Genomic DNA, 16215 nt, shown 5'->3' on the forward strand with positions numbered 1-16215 from the left:
AGCTGAAAAAACTGGTTCCTTTTGTATTTAAATCACATGGCGTTCAAAGGCATCATCTGAGATTCCTTGGTCCAAGATGAGTTTAGCCCATTCTTTAGCAGAAAAAAGGCTGTGGTCCTTGTAGTTTCCGCAAGATTCGATGGTTGTTCCAGGGACATCTTCCCAAGTAGTAGTTTCAGCGATTTCCTTGAGCGAATCCTTGATAACAGCTGCAATCTCGGCGCTGGTATGGCGACCCCACATAATCATGTGGAAACCTGTACGGCAGCCAAATGGCGAACAGTCAATCATACCGTCAATTCGGGTACGGATGAGTTTGGCTAAGAGGTGTTCAATGGTGTGAAGGCCAGCGGTAGGGATAGAGTCCTCATTTGGTTGTACCAAGCGAATATCATAATTGGAGATGATGTCTCCCTTTGGCCCTGTTTCTTCCCCAATCAAGCGGACATAAGGTGCTTTAACAATAGTGTGGTCAAGTTCAAAACTTTCAACAATAACTTCTTTTGACATGGTAAATCCTTTCAGTTTTCTTCTTTCATTATAACATAAAGCCGGCTCTTGAGGCAGAGAGAAAACCTCTCCGAGGTTGGAGAGGTTGAAATCTTTATTTACGATACAAGCGGTCGTATTGGTAGTAAGGGTCAAAGGTTACGTTGATACCCAGTTTACGAAGGACATTCTTGTCTTCATCGGTTAAGATGATGGTTGAGTGGGCTTCGCTTCCTTTGAGGTTGCCAAGTTCTTCCATAGCACGAGCAGCATCAGGATTTTCTGTAGCTGTGATAGCAAGTGCAATCAAAATTTCATTTGAATGTAGGCGTGGATTACGGCTACCGAGATGATCGATTTTAAGACCTTGGATTGGCTTAACAACTTCAGGCTCGATTAGTTTTACTTCCTTGGCAATGTTAGCTGATTTCTTGATGGCGTTGATAAGAGCAGCGGCTGTAGGACCAAAGAGTTCTGAGTTCTTACCAGTGACAATTTCCCCATTTGGCAATTCAAGGGCTAGAGCTGGTCCGCCAGTTTCTTCTGCTTTTTGGCGTGCAGCAACAGCAACCTTACGGTCTGCAGGTGTGATACCGAGGTCGTTCATAAGCAACTCGATTTTCTTGACAGCAGCTTCGCCAACTTTTTCGGCTTTAAAATCAAGAACAGTTTGATAGTAACGGCGGATGATTTCTTGTTTAGAAGCTTCGATAGCAGCCTCATCATCTGTAATAGCGAAACCAACCATGTTGACACCCATGTCTGTTGGTGAAGCGTATGGAGATTCACCAAGGATACGTTCCAACATACGTTTGAGCACTGGGAAGATTTCGATATCACGGTTGTAGTTGACAGTGGTTTCTCCATAGGTTTGAAGATGGAAAGGATCAATCATGTTGACATCATCAAGGTCAGCTGTAGCAGCTTCATAAGCCAAGTTGACTGGATGATGAAGGGGAAGATTCCAAACTGGGAAGGTTTCAAATTTAGCGTAGCCAGACTTGATGCCATTGATTTGGTCGTGGTACATATTGGACATACACGTTGCCAATTTTCCAGAACCAGGTCCAGGAGCGGTTACGACAATCAAGTTACGACTGGTTTTGATGTAGTCATTTTTCCCCATTCCTTCGGGTGAAATGATGTGATCCATATCCGTCGGATATCCTTTGATTGGATAATGAAGATAAGAATCAATTCCGTTTTTATCAAGTTGGTTGCGGAAGGCATCTGCAGCTGGTTGACCAGCGTACTGTGTGATGACAACGGAGCCAACAAAAATTCCCAATTCATTGAATTTGTCAATCAAACGAAGAACTTCTTGGTCATAAGAAATGCCCAAGTCACCACGTGCTTTGGAATGCTCGATATTGCTAGCATTAATAGCAATCACAACCTCAACTTGCTCTTTCAATTCTTGTAAGAGCTTGATTTTGTTGTCAGGCTCATAACCAGGAAGGACACGAGCGGCGTGGAAATCTTCTAACATTTTGCCACCAAACTCTAAGTAGAGCTTGCCGTCAAATTGGTTAATGCGCTCCAAAATGTGGTCGCGCTGTAGATTCAAATATTGTTCAGAACTAAAAGCTTGTTTTTTCATTTTTTTACCTCTGACCTCTATTATAATAAAAAATTGGAAGTTAGGAAACTATGGAGTTAAAAAAGGAATCAAAAAGATTAGGCAAACGCTTGCACAAAACTCTGAAAAGCGCTATCATAGACTATAGATTATTAAAATAATGAGGTAAGAAGATGCAAGAAAAATGGTGGCACAACGCCGTAGTCTATCAAGTTTATCCTAAGAGCTTTATGGATAGCAACGGAGATGGAATTGGCGATTTGCCAGGTATTACCAGTAAGTTAGACTATCTAGCTAAGTTAGGAATTACAGCGATTTGGCTTTCTCCAGTTTATGACAGTCCTATGGATGATAATGGCTATGATATTGCTGATTATCAAGCGATTGCGGCTATTTTCGGGACCATGGAGGATATGGACCAACTGATCGCGGAAGCTAAGAAACGTGATATTCGTATCATCATGGACTTAGTGGTCAATCATACTTCAGATGAGCATGCTTGGTTTGTCGAGGCCTGTGAAAATCCTGATAGTCCTGAACGAGACTACTATATCTGGCGGGATGAACCCAACGATTTGGAGTCTATCTTTAGTGGGTCTGCTTGGGAGTACGATGAAAAGTCAGGTCAGTACTATCTCCACTTTTTCAGCAAGAAGCAACCTGATCTCAACTGGGAAAATGAAAAACTTCGTCAGAAAATTTATGAGATGATGAATTTCTGGATTGATAAAGGCATTGGTGGTTTCCGCATGGATGTCATTGACATGATTGGGAAAATTCCTGACGAGAAAGTAGTCAATAATGGTCCTATGCTCCACCCTTATCTCAAGGAGATGAATCAGGCGACCTTTGGAGATAAGAATCTCTTGACAGTAGGGGAGACTTGGGGAGCAACGCCTGAGATTGCTAAGTTCTACTCAGATCCAAAGGGACAAGAATTGTCTATGGTCTTCCAGTTTGAACATATCGGTCTTCAGTATCAGGAAGGTCAGCCTAAATGGCACTATCAAAAAGAGCTGAATATCGCTAAGTTGAAAGAGATTTTCAATAAATGGCAGACAGAATTAGGAGTTGAGGATGGCTGGAATTCGCTCTTCTGGAACAATCATGACCTTCCTCGTATCGTATCAATCTGGGGAAATGACCAAGAATACCGCGAAAAATCTGCCAAAGCCTTTGTAATCTTACTTCACCTCATGAAAGGAACACCTTATATCTACCAAGGTGAGGAAATTGGGATGACAAATTATCCGTTTGAAACGCTGGATCAAGTAGAAGATATTGAATCCCTCAACTATGCGCGTGAAGCTCTTGAAAAAGGTGTTCCGATGGAAGAAATCATGGACAGTATCCGTGTCATTGGTCGTGACAATGCCCGTACCCCTATGCAATGGGACGAGAGCAAAAATGCTGGTTTCTCAACAGGTCAACCTTGGTTGGCAGTGAATCCAAACTATCAAGCAATCAACGTTCAAGTGGCGCTGGCAAATCCAGATTCTATTTTCTATACCTATCAGAAACTGGTCCAAATACGTAAGGAGAATAGCTGGCTGATTCGAGCTAACTTTGAACTCTTGGAAACAACTGACAAGGTCTTTGCCTATATCCGTAAAGATGGGGACCGTCGTTTTCTAGTTGTGGCTAACTTGTCCAATGAAGAGCAAGACTTGACCGTAGAAGGAAACGTCAAATCGGTCTTGATTGAAAACACCGTGGCTCAGGAAGTCTTTGAAAAACAAATCTTAGCTCCATGGGATGCTTTCTGTGTGGAAATGACTGACTAAAAAGTGAGAACCTCAAGCTTATAGAGTTTGAGGTTTTGCTAAAAGTTTTTTAGAGAATTCTTTTAAATAGATTTTTTAGAATTTTCTAAAAAATCTGTCAAAAGCTCTTGCTTTTATAATAAAATAGGGTATAATAGTGAAAATACTATTTTGAAGGAGATTATTTATGCAATCGAAAAAGTGGCTCTTAGGAGCGGGAGTGACCTTGAGTGCGGCCCTTCTTTTGGCAGCTTGTGGTAAAAGTGATAAGAAAGCAGATGCCCCGAGGAGCTTTTCTTATGTTTATGCAGTGGATCCGTCTTCCTTGGATTATAGCGTTACGAGTAAAAGTTCTACTTCTGACGTGATTGGTAATGTTGTTGATGGTCTTTTAGAGAATGATAAATATGGGAATCTTGTTCCGTCTTTAGCAGAGGATTGGACTGTTTCAACCGATGGTTTGACTTACACTTACAAACTTCGTAAGGGGGTGAAGTGGTATACTTCTGAAGGAGAGGAGTATGCAGAAGTTAAGGCGCAGGATTTTGTTACAGGTCTGAAGCATGCAGCAGATGCTAAGTCAGATGGTCTTTCTTTGATTGAAAAATCAATCAAAGGTTTGGAGGCTTATGTTAGTGGTGAGACCAATGATTTTTCAACTGTAGGTGTTAAAGCTCTTGATGATTATACGGTAGAATATACCCTTAATAAACCAGAAAGTTTTTGGAACTCTAAAGTAACAACAGCAACCATGCTCCCTGTAAATGAAGAATTTTTGAATGCAACAGGCAAGGATTACGGAGCGCCAACCCCATCAAGTATTCTTTACAATGGTCCATATTTTTTGAAATCTTTGATTTCTAAATCTGTGATTGAATATGAAAAAAATCCTAACTATTGGGATAAGGAAAATGTCAAGATTGATAATGTAAAATTAACATTCTATGATGGTTCAGATCAAGAATCCTTAATTCGTAGCTTTACACAAGGTGCCTATACCACTGCACGTCTTTTTCCAGCAAGCTCAAACTTTGAGTCAACTAAGAAAGAGTACGGAGATAAGATTGTCTATAGTCCACAAGAGGCAACAAGCTACTACCTCACTGTGAACGTAAACCGCCAGTCTTACAATAAAACAGCTAAAACAGATGAGTCACAAAAAACATCAACAAAAGAAGCTCTTCTCAATAAGAACTTCCGTCAGGCTCTTAATTTTGCATTTAATCGCCACGCCTATACAGCTCAATTAAATGGCGAAGAAGGTGCGGATAAGATTATTCGTAATAGTCTAGTGCCAGATAACTATGTTCAAGTAGCTGGGAAGACTTTCGGGCAGCTGGTTCAGGATGAACTGCTGAAATATGGAGAGCAATGGAAAGATGTGACTCTCACAGATGGCAAGGATACAATTTACAATCCTACAAAGGCCAAGTCTGCGTTTGAGAAAGCGAAGTCAGAATTGCAAACAAAGGGAGTAAGTTTCCCGATTCATTTGGATGTACCAGTAGAACAGACGGATGTAGTTGCAGTTCAACAGACAAATTCATTAAAACAATCGATTGAAGAAACATTGGGAACTGAGAATGTAATTATAGATGTTCTTCAAATGACGGATAATGAGAAGGAAATTATTACTTCTCAAGCTAAAGTTCCAACCCAAAAAGATTATGATTTGAATGGAACTGGTTGGGGACCAGATTATCAAGATCCAGCAACCTATCTCAATATTTTAGATGCTAAGAAGGGTTCTGCTTTGAAGCATCTAGGTATAACAAAGGGCAAGGATCCTGAAGTCATGGCGAAAGTTGGATTGGATGAATACAAGAAGCTTTTGGATGATGCTGCATCTGAGACAAGTAATCTTGATAAACGATACGAAAAGTATGCTAAAGCACAGGCTTGGGTTACTGATAGTTCACTTCTTATTCCAGTTGCTTCTTCAGGGGGCTCTCCTATGGTTAGTCGTACTGTTCCATTTACCAAAGCTTATTCACAGGTCGGTATTAAGGGGGATCCATTTATTTTTAAAGGAATGGAACTTCAAAATGATATTGTGACAACTAAAGAGTATGATGCGGCCTTCAAAAAGTGGCAAAAGGAAAAACTGGAATCGAATGCTCAGTATCAAAAGGATTTAGAAAAGCACATAAAATAACGTGAATGAGATTCTTGCTTTCGTTAGGTTATCAGTTAATTCATTGATATTTAAATGATAAATCGCATAAAAACAAGGGAGGACTGTATGAAAGACAGAAATCCTTTGTTTTTTTATGACTAAAGTTTATAAACTTTCATTCTAGAAATTCAATTAACTTTACAAATTCCCACTATTTTGGTAAAATAAACCTATGTTATAAAAACTAACATAAAGGAGAAAGAAGATGACTACAAAAAAGCGTATCCTTAGTGCAGGTCTGACTGTTGCAGCTGCCTTGCTGTTAACTGCTTGCGGACAATCAGGTTCAGATACAAAAACTTACTCATCAACCTTTAGTGGAAACCCAACTACATTTAACTACTTATTAGACTACTACGCTGATAATACAGCTATTATTACTAACCTAGTTGATGGTTTGCTTGAAAATGACAACCACGGAAACCTAGTTCCATCTTTGGCAGAGGACTGGTCTGTTTCAAGCGACGGTCTGACTTATACCTATAAACTGAGAAAAGATGCCAAATGGTTTACGGCTGACGGTGAAGAGTATGCCCCAGTCAAGGCACAAGATTTTGTGACAGGTATCAAATACGCAGTGGATAATAAATCCCAGGCCATTGACTTGATTCAAAACTCAATCAAGGGCTTGAATGATTATATTACAGGAGCGGATTCTGACTTTTCTAAGGTTGGAGTGAAAGCCATTGATGACCATACTGTTGAGTATACTTTGGCGCGCCCAGAACCTTACTGGAACTCAAAAACAACCAACAGTATTCTTTTCCCAGTGAATGAAGAGTTTCTAAACTCAAAAGGGAAAGATTTTGGTACCCTATCTCCAGATAGCATTCTCTACAGCGGACCTTATTTGTTAAAAGATTTCACATCAAAATCATCGATCGAGTATGTGAAAAATCCGCATTATTATGATCATGACAAAGTATCGATTGAACACGTAAAATTGGCCTATTTTGATGGTTCAGACCAAGAATTGACCATCCGTAACTTTGAAAGTGGAGCCTATTCTATCGCTGGGGTTTATCCAAATAGTTCTAACTTTGCCAAGACCAAGGAGAAATATAAGGATAATATCGTCTATAGCTTGCAGGACAAGACTTCTTGGTACTTCAATTTTAACGTCAATCGTAAGGCTTACAACCACACTGCTAAAACAACAGATGAGCAGAAGAAGTCAACTGAGACAGCTGTCTTGAACAAGAACTTCCGTCAAGCGGTGAACTTTGCCTTGGATCGCACAGCCTATTCTGCTCAGTCAAATGGGGAAGAAGCGGCTAGCAAGACCCTTCGTAACACCCTAGTGCCTCCTACATTTGTCCAAGTGGGAGACAAGACCTTTGGAGAAGTAGTCGCTTCTAAATTGGTCAACTACGGAACAGAATGGTCAGGTATTAACTTGGCAGATGCTCAGGATGCCTACTTTAACAAAGAAAAAGCCCAAGCAAAATTTGCGGAAGCTAAAAAAGAATTGGCCAGTCAAGGTGTGACTTTCCCTATTCACTTGGATGTGGCTGTTGATCAAACAAGTAAAAATGCTGTGACAGGCATGAACTCAGTTAAGCAGACCCTTGAGTCAGTTTTAGGTGCTGATAACATTGTCATTGATGTTCAGCAACTTTCAACAGATGATTTTAATAACGTAGCCTTCTTGGCACCGACACCAGCTGATCGAGACTACGATTTGAACTTTGATGGTTGGGTAGGTGACTACCAAGATCCGTCAACTTATCTCAATCCTTTCAATGCTGAGGATGGATTCTATCTCAAAATTTTTGGTCTAGATGCTCAGGAAGATAAAGCTAAAATTGCTAGTCTGGGTCTTGATACCTACACCAAGATGCTCAAAGATGCAGATAGTGAAAATAAAGACGTAGCTAAACGCTATGAAAAATATGCTGAAGCACAGGCTTGGATGATTGACAATTCTCTGATTATGTCAGCTATGTCAAGTGGTGGAACAGCATCTGTCACCAAAGTGACGCCATTTACAAGAGGTTATTCATTGGTCGGCATCAAGGGTGATGGCAATAACTACAAGTACATGAAACTGCAAAAAGACACTGTGACAACCAAACAGTTTGAAGAAGCGAAGACTAAATGGGAGCAAGAAAGCAAAAAAGCAATCGAAAAAGCTCAAAAAGAAGCAGAAAATCATGTTAAATAATGATGAGCGAGGTTCCGTAAGGGACCTCGTTTATTGTATTTCACAGCAATATATTAAAAGTTAAAACGTAGAAGTTTAGTGAGATATTGAGGATACTTTACTTGGAGAGTATGTATCATACAATGTACTGTTGATGATGTATTTTATGATATAATAAAGTGAAATGAAATAAAAATTGATAATAGAGGTATATCGTGAGTAGATCTTCGAAACGAGCTCGTCAGGGTAAAACAAAAATATTGATTAGTTGGGGGTTGCTAGCTATCTATGCAGTACTAGCAGTCTTTTTATTGTTTTTGATTTTCAAATACAATATGCTAGCCTTCCGATATCTGAACATAGTAGTTACCGTCCTAATTGTAGCCTTAGCTGTCTTGTGCTTCTTTTTAATTCGGTCTAAGAAAGCTAAAAATCTAACGCTGATTTTATTACTACTTGGTATTTTGATTAATGGGACTTCCCTCTTTGTTGTAAGTCAGTTCATTGGATTTACTAGTCGTTTGAATGCAACATCAAATTACTCAAATTATTCGATGAGTATTGCGGTGTTAGCAGATAGTCCAATTGAGAATATCAGTCAGGTAACCAGTGTAATGGGGCCTACTGGGACGGATAAGGACAATATCCAACAGTTACTGAATGATCTGAAGGCTAGTCAAAATAAGGAATTGACAGTCGAAGAAAGCAGTTCTTATCTTGCGGCCTATAAGAGCTTGTTAGCTGGAGATACAAAGGCAATCCTTCTAAACAGTGTCTTTGAAAATATAATCGAATCAGAATATCCAGACTATGCTTCAAAGATTAAGAAAATCTATACCAAAGAATTAACTAAGAAGGTTGAAACTCCAAAGGATGTCAAAGGTGACAGTTTCAACGTTTATATCAGCGGAATTGATACTTACGGTCCAATTAGTTCAGTTTCTCGTTCTGATGTCAATATCATTATGACAGTGAATCGTGAAACTAAAAAGATTCTCTTGACCACAACACCTCGTGATTCCTATGTTCCGATTGCAGACGGAGGGAATAATCAAAAAGATAAGTTGACTCATGCGGGTATTTATGGAGTAGATGCTTCGATTCATACACTGGAAAATCTCTATGGTATTGACTTGAACTATTATGCTCGTTTGAATTTCACCTCTTTCTTGAAATTGATTGATTTACTCGGTGGAGTTGATGTTTATAATGACCAAGAATTTACTGCTCATACAAATGGGAAGTTCTATCCTGTAGGAAGTGTTCATCTTGACTCGGAGCAAACTCTTAGCTTTGTACGAGAGCGTTATTCATTGGCAGATGGAGACCGAGATCGTGGTCGCAACCAGCAAAAGGTTATTGTCGCTATTTTGCGAAAGTTAACCTCGACAGAAGCTTTGAAAAATTATGACAGTATTATAAAGGGACTACAAGATTCCTTACAAACCAATATGCCACTTGAAACCATGATGAACATGGCCAATGCCCAACTTGAGAGTGGTGGAACTTATAAGATTAATTCGCAAGATCTTAAAGGAACAGGGCGTATGGATTTACCATCCTATGCCATGCCTGATAGCAACCTTTACATGATGGAGATAAGCGATAGCAGTTTAGAATCAGTCAAGGCTGCAATCAATGATGTGATGGAAGGGAAATAAGACAAATTGATATTCATTCGCATATCGTATTTGGTGTGGATGATGGTTTAAAATCTAAGCAAGAAAGCAAGGTCCTTTTGACAGAAGCCTATGGACAAGAAGTACGGACTTGAGATGTAAAACATACAATTGTAACATCGATTAAAGTTATCCATCTTGTACAATTGCTACAACAGTTTGTTAAAAAATAAAAGGAGGGGGTTATGTACGATTATCTTGTCGTTGGTGCTGGTCTTTTTGGTGCAGTATTTGCCCATGAAGCAGCCCTAAAAGGAAAAAAAGTAAAAGTCATTGAAAAACGAGATCATATCGCGGGTAATATCTATACTCGTGAAGAGGAAGGAATTCAAGTTCATCAATATGGAGCTCATATCTTCCATACTTCTGACAAGGAGATTTGGGACTATGTAAATCAGTTTGCAGAGTTTAACCGTTATACAAATTCTCCTGTCGCAAATTATAAGGGAGAGATTTATAATCTTCCTTTTAATATGAATACCTTCAATAAACTTTGGGGAGTTGTAACGCCAGCAGAAGCACAGGCTAAGATTGATGAGCAACGTGCTGTTTTAAATGGCAAAACTCCTGAAAATTTGGAAGAACAGGCTATTTCTTTTGTAGGTACAGACATCTACGAAAAATTAATCAAAGATTATACAGAGAAACAGTGGGGCAAGCCAACTACGGAACTTCCAGCCTTTATCATTCGCCGTTTGCCAGTACGCCTGACCTATGATAACAACTATTTTAATGATACCTATCAAGGGATTCCAATAGGTGGCTACACTCAAATAGTTGAAAAAATGTTGGAACATGAAAATATTGATGTAGAAACAAATGTTGATTTCTTTGCGAATAAAGAACAATATCTGAAAGACTTCCCTAAGATTGTCTTTACTGGTATGATTGATGAATTCTTTGACTATAAGTTGGGTGAACTAGAGTATCGTAGTCTTCGTTTTGAAAATGAGACCTTGGATATGGAAAATTACCAAGGAAATGCAGTTGTGAACTACACAGATGCAGAAACTCCATATACTCGTATTATTGAACACAAACATTTTGAGTTTGGGAATCAAGCAAAGACTATCATTACTAAAGAACATTCTAAAACATGGGAAAAAGGTGATGAGCCTTATTATCCAGTAAATAATGATCGTAATAATCATTTGTATAAATCATATAAAAAATTGGCAGATGAACAAGGGAATGTTATCTTTGGTGGTCGTTTAGGACACTATCGTTATTACGATATGCACCAAGTAATTGGAGCAGCTTTACAGTGTGTAAGAAATGAGTTAGATTAAACACCTAGAACTGTTATCAGTTGCTATTTACAAATATGATCAATAATTCCTTGACTACGTAATGTAGTTGAGGGGTTTTTGATATTATTCATATTTTTGCGAAGTTATTGTTTAAAAAATAATTTTCAAAAATTCAGAAAATTGTATTGACAGGACTCAAAAAAGGGGCTATAATGAATAAAAAAACAAAGGAGAAGACTATGAAAACAAGGAAAGTATTGGCTTTTGCGGGAGTGACTTTATTAGCAGCGGGTGTTTTAGCTGCTTGTTCTGGGGGCTCAGGCGCTAAAGGTGAGCAGACCTTTGCATTTACATACGAGAAAGATCCTGATAATCTTAATTATTTAACAACTGGCAAAGCTTCAACATCTGATATTACTAGTAATGTGATTGACGGATTGCTTGAAAATGATAAGTATGGAAACCTTATTCCTTCATTGGCAGAAGACTGGTCGGTTTCTAAGGATGGCTTGACTTATACTTATAAGATTCGTCAGGATGCCAAGTGGTATACATCTGAGGGAGAAGAGTATGCTCCTGTTAAGGCTCAGGACTTTGTGACAGGTCTTAAATATGCAACAGATAAGAAATCAGAAGCCCTTTACTTGGTACAAGATTCAATTAAAGGTTTGGACGCATACGCTAAAGGGGAAAATAAAGATTTCTCTCAAGTTGGGATTAAAGCCCTTGACGATCAAACGATTCAATACACGTTGAACAAACCGGAAAGTTTTTGGAATTCTAAAATAACCATGGGTGTGCTTGCGCCAGTCAATGAAGAGTTTTTGAACTCAAAAGGGGATGATTTTGCCAAAGCTACGGATCCAAATAGTCTCTTGTATAACGGTCCTTATTTGTTGAAATCTCTTGTGACCAAATCCTCTGTTGAATTTGTGAAAAATCCGAACTACTGGGATAAGGACAATGTACATATTGATAAGGTCAAATTGTCATTCTGGGATGGTCAAGATACCAGCAAACCAGCAGAAAACTTTAAAGATGGAAGCTTTACGGCAGCTCGTCTCTTTCCAACAAATGCAAGTTTCGCAGAGCTTGAGAAAGAGATGAAGGATAATATTGTCTATACTCAACAAGACTCTACTACGTATCTAGTGGGAACAAATATTGATCGTCAGTCCTATAAATATACTTCTAAGACTAGTGACGAACAAAAGACTTCTACTAAAAAGGCTCTCTTAAATAAGGATTTCCGCCAAGCTATTGCCTTTGGTTTTGACCGTACAGCTTATGCCTCTCAGCTAAATGGAGAAACTGGAGCAAGCAAAATCTTGCGCAATCTCTTTGTTCCACCAACATTTGTTCAAGCAGATGGGAAAAACTTTGGCGATATGGTCAAAGAAAAATTGGTGACTTATGGGGATGAATGGAAGGATGTTAATCTTGCCGATGCACAGGATGGCCTTTACAATCCAGAGAAAGCCAAGGCTGAATTTGCTAAAGCTAAATCAGCCTTACAAGCAGAAGGAGTCCAATTCCCAATTCACCTAGATATGCCTGTTGACCAAACAGCAACTACAAAAGTTCAGCGCGTGCAATCTATGAAACAATCCTTGGAAGCGACTTTAGGAACTGATAATGTCATTATTGATATTCAACAACTACAAAAAGATGAAGTAAACAATATTACATATTTTGCTGAAAATGCTGCTGGCGAAGACTGGGATTTATCAGATAATGTCGGTTGGGGTCCAGACTTTGCCGATCCATCAACTTACCTTGACATCATCAAACCATCTGTAGGAGAAAGTACTAAAACATATTTAGGATTTGACTCAGGGAAAGATAATGTAGCTGCTAAAAAAGTAGGTCTATATGACTACGAGAAATTGGTTACAGAAGCTGGTGATGAGTCTATAGATGTTGCTAAACGATATGATAAATACGCTGCAGCTCAAGCTTGGTTGACAGATAGTGCTTTGATTATTCCAACTACATCTCGTACAGGGCGTCCAATCTTGTCTAAGATGGTACCATTTACAATACCATTTGCATTGTCAGGAAACAAAGGAACAAGTGAACCACTCTTGTATAAATACCTTGAACTTCAAGACAAGGCAGTCACTGCAGATGAATACCAAAAAGCCCAAGATAAATGGATGAAAGAAAAAGAAGAGTCCAATAAAAAAGCGCAAGAAGAGCTCGCAAAACATGTGAAATAAGATAAAAAGAAGTTAGTTGTTCGCTAACTTCTTTTGGTTTATCGAAAATGAATTGGTGCCGATCATCGCTTTTAGATATGATAGATTCTATTTTGTTGAAGAAAAAATCCTGAGAATAAAGGCTCAGGATTTTCTTTCATCTCACTGTTGTGGTTGCTGTTGAACTTGTGGATTTTGTGGCGTTGGTTGTACTGATTGTGTCGGCTGAACAGCCTGACCAGCTTGTCCTTGATTAGGATCAGTTGCTGGAGCATTATTGGGTTGTTGACCAACCGTAGTACTTGCCTGTGTAGTTGAACTTTCAGCTGTTGAGGATTGTTGAGTAGAGGATTCAGTCCATATTGGGCGAGCTCCATTTTTGAATACAAATTCCCCGTTTCTGAAAAGTCCGTCTGGCATCGTCCAGTCTTCTGGATGAGTATCTTCTGATAGATACGTTATCATTGAGCGATAAACTTTAGCTGCAACTAGGAAACCATCTCCAACGATAGGAGTTAAACGATTCGAATAACCTGTCCATACAGCCATAGAATACTTACGAGTATAACCAACAAACATTTCATCTGGAGCTACATAGCCAGTGTTCTTGATGTGTTTCTCAATTTCATCATCTGTGTAGTTAGAAGTACCTGTCTTACCAGCTTGCGCTAACCATGGGAGATAGGCTCCACGACCAGTTCCGTATGCCAAGACGGTTTTCATCATTTCGGTCATCATGTAAGCAGTTGTTTCTTTCATAGCTCGTGTACCAGCATCTGAAAATTCTTTTTCACTACCGTCACTGAAGACGACCTTATTGATATACATGGGTTTGTGGTAAATTCCACCGTTGGCAAAGGCAGCATAAGCAGCAGCCATTTTTTCACTGCTTGCACCGTATTGTTTGTTAGATTCAGTTGTATTACTTGAAATGGCGTTTGCATAGTGGATGCTTGGATAATTGATACCTAAGCCATTTAGGAAAGTTTTAGCTCTATCTAGACCGACCTTATTCAAAGTTTCAACGGCTGTGACATTACGTGACTGTTGAAGTGCATACTGGATTGTAATGTTTCCAAAGTAGCCTTTATCCCAGTTGTAGACGGGAGTATCAGTACCTGGATAGTTATAAGGAACATCATGTACTATAGTTGCAGTAGAGTCATAGACTCCATATTCTAAAGCGGGAGCATAGTCAGTGATTGGTTTCATAGTAGAACCCCAGTCACGGTTGGTTTCAACGGCTTGGTTGATTCCGAAAGATACATTACTTGATTGGTGACGGGCACCTAACTGAGCAATGACTTTACCATTTGTTACATCAACGATAGTAGAAGCTACTTGAAGTTCATCATCTGGATAAGCGACATACTCATCTGTGTTATAAACATCCCAAAGTCGCTGCTGAACATCTTTGTCGACATTAGTATAGACTTCCATACCTGTAGTAAGAAGGTTGTAACCAGTTTCTTGTTCAACTTGGTCGATTACTTCTTTGAGGTAGTTGTCCATATAAGCTGGATAACTATTGGCTGACTTCAAACTTTGGAGACCGTCAGTGACGGGAGTATTAATAGCTTTTTCATAATCTTCTGCACTAATGTATTTTTGCCCTTTCATTTCTGAAAGTACCAAGTTACGACGCTCTAGAGCAGCTTCTGGATGGGAATAAGGATCATATTGGTTTGGAGCTTGAGGCATTCCAGCCAAGAGTGCTAACTGTGGCAAGCTTAAGTCCTTCAAGTCTTTTCCATAGTAATTTTGGGCTGCGGTTTGCATTCCATAGTTACCGTTGGACATGTAGACTTTATTGATGTAATAGGTCAGGATTTCTTGCTTGGTTGCTTTTTGCTCTAGTTGAACGGCTAGCCAAGCTTCTTGAGCTTTACGTGACAAGGTTTGATCAGCAGTTGAAGTAGAAAAATAAGTCAATTTAATTAATTGTTGTGTCAAGGTTGAGGCACCTTGTAGACCTCCTCCTTGTAGATTTCTCAATGCTGCCCCCATGATACGAATAGTATCAACACCTCTATGATCAAAGAAACGGTGGTCTTCGATAGACACAATTGCCTTGACTAAGTCAGTAGGAATTTCATTTGCCTGAGCATTTACGCGACGTTCAGATCCAAGGTCAGCAATCAGTTCGTTTTTGTTGTCATAAATCTTGCTAGAGGTTGTCGCAACTAATTTACTTTCAGATAAGGCTGGAGCCTTGCTAACAAAGTAGAGGAAGACACCACCACCTAGTAGAAATAAAGCGATAAATAAGGCAAGGAATGTAATTCCCATATACTTTAAGAATCGCAGAATAATTTGTTTGTTCATCTTGTTTTACCACCTAGTAAATGTTCTTTGATAATGTCGAGATAGGGAATTTGAGGGAAAGCTCCCTGCTTTACTAAATATCCGTTTTCTCGAATATATCCAAGTGGCATTGATTTTTGACCCTTATCTTGATGATAAAAACGAATCAAATCAAGTGCCGGTAACAAGTAAGTTTCTTGTTGAGAAGAAAAATGAAGTAGAACGAAGCAAATGCCCTGCTGTTCCAGAACTTGTTCCATATGTTGAATCTGATGAAGATGGAAGTTTTTTAGTGGAATAGCATTTTTTTGTCGTGTTTCCTTGGCTTCAAAGTCAATGTAATGTCCTCTATACACGCCAGAGTAATCTGTTGTGGAAGCTTGTCTAAAATAGGCCTCTACAATTTTGGCTCGACTACGTTGAGGATAGTCTACTCGAACGATCTGAACAGGCGTCGGTTTTTTGTGGATAACTGCCATGCCATGTGTCAGATAGTAGTCGTTGGTAGCGTTAATCATCTTTTCAAAAGTCATTCCTCGATTTGCGAAATTTTTTGGTTGAGAAATAGATGTTTGGTTTTTTTTTGATGAAATTTTATGAGGATAGTTGACCATATTTCTCCTTATTGGTACAA

The 16215-nt window shown here is 39.1% G+C and carries 10 protein-coding genes and 1 pseudogene; 7 read left to right on the top strand and 4 right to left on the bottom strand.

Features of this window, described 5'->3' with window-relative positions:
- Window positions 1-27: 27 nt before the first annotated feature.
- Window positions 28-510, bottom strand: coding sequence for an S-ribosylhomocysteine lyase (locus ACLNCP_RS04415; RefSeq protein WP_084947948.1), 483 nt, complete (start codon window positions 508-510; stop codon window positions 28-30).
- A 94-nt stretch (window positions 511-604) separates the two neighbouring features.
- Window positions 605-2089 carry a DUF1846 domain-containing protein gene (locus tag ACLNCP_RS04420; RefSeq protein ID WP_000743580.1) on the bottom strand — a complete coding sequence of 495 codons (1485 nt, stop codon included), beginning with the start codon at window positions 2087-2089 and terminating at the stop codon, window positions 605-607.
- A gap of 152 nt (window positions 2090-2241) precedes the next feature.
- Here ACLNCP_RS04420 and ACLNCP_RS04425 point away from each other — a divergent pair, with 152 nt between their 5' ends.
- The 7 genes and pseudogenes from ACLNCP_RS04425 (at window position 2242) to ACLNCP_RS04455 (ending at window position 13298) form a co-directional block, all read left to right on the top strand.
- Entirely contained in the window at window positions 2242-3852 is a 1611-nt protein-coding gene (locus tag ACLNCP_RS04425; protein ID WP_084923646.1) for a glycoside hydrolase family 13 protein, read from the top strand.
- A gap of 166 nt (window positions 3853-4018) precedes the next feature.
- Entirely contained in the window at window positions 4019-5986 is a 1968-nt protein-coding gene (locus ACLNCP_RS04430) for a peptide ABC transporter substrate-binding protein (RefSeq protein WP_424844083.1), read from the top strand.
- A gap of 226 nt (window positions 5987-6212) precedes the next feature.
- On the top strand, window positions 6213-8171 hold the full coding sequence (locus ACLNCP_RS04435) for a peptide ABC transporter substrate-binding protein (RefSeq protein ID WP_424844084.1): 1959 nt from the start codon (window positions 6213-6215) through the stop codon (window positions 8169-8171).
- 194 nt (window positions 8172-8365) lie between these two features.
- Window positions 8366-9811 carry an LCP family glycopolymer transferase CpsA gene (gene cpsA / locus ACLNCP_RS04440; RefSeq protein WP_424844085.1) on the top strand — a complete coding sequence of 482 codons (1446 nt, stop codon included), beginning with the start codon at window positions 8366-8368 and terminating at the stop codon, window positions 9809-9811.
- Window positions 9812-9816: 5 nt separating this feature from the next.
- A pseudogene (locus tag ACLNCP_RS04445) lies at window positions 9817-9921 on the top strand (CpsB/CapC family capsule biosynthesis tyrosine phosphatase); the annotation flags it as partial.
- Window positions 9922-10014: 93 nt separating this feature from the next.
- Window positions 10015-11118, top strand: a complete 1104-nt coding sequence (glf, locus tag ACLNCP_RS04450) for a UDP-galactopyranose mutase (protein WP_229294503.1) — start codon at window positions 10015-10017, stop codon at window positions 11116-11118.
- Window positions 11119-11318: 200 nt separating this feature from the next.
- Window positions 11319-13298, top strand: coding sequence for a peptide ABC transporter substrate-binding protein (locus ACLNCP_RS04455; protein ID WP_424844086.1), 1980 nt, complete (start codon window positions 11319-11321; stop codon window positions 13296-13298).
- A gap of 141 nt (window positions 13299-13439) precedes the next feature.
- Here ACLNCP_RS04455 and pbp1a read toward each other — a convergent pair whose 3' ends face one another.
- Complete coding sequence (pbp1a, locus tag ACLNCP_RS04460) at window positions 13440-15602, bottom strand: penicillin-binding protein PBP1A (protein WP_424844087.1); 2163 nt, start codon at window positions 15600-15602, stop codon at window positions 13440-13442.
- The gene (recU, locus tag ACLNCP_RS04465; RefSeq protein ID WP_261022156.1) at window positions 15599-16195 is read right to left on the bottom strand and encodes a Holliday junction resolvase RecU; all 597 of its coding nucleotides are present in this window, start codon (window positions 16193-16195) and stop codon (window positions 15599-15601) included. Before recU ends, pbp1a begins: the two co-directional genes overlap by 4 nt.
- Between the last annotated feature and the right edge of the window lie 20 nt (window positions 16196-16215).

The sequence above is a fragment of the Streptococcus sp. CL6.35 genome, assembly GCF_049737915.1.
Classification (GTDB): Bacteria; Bacillota; Bacilli; order Lactobacillales; family Streptococcaceae; genus Streptococcus.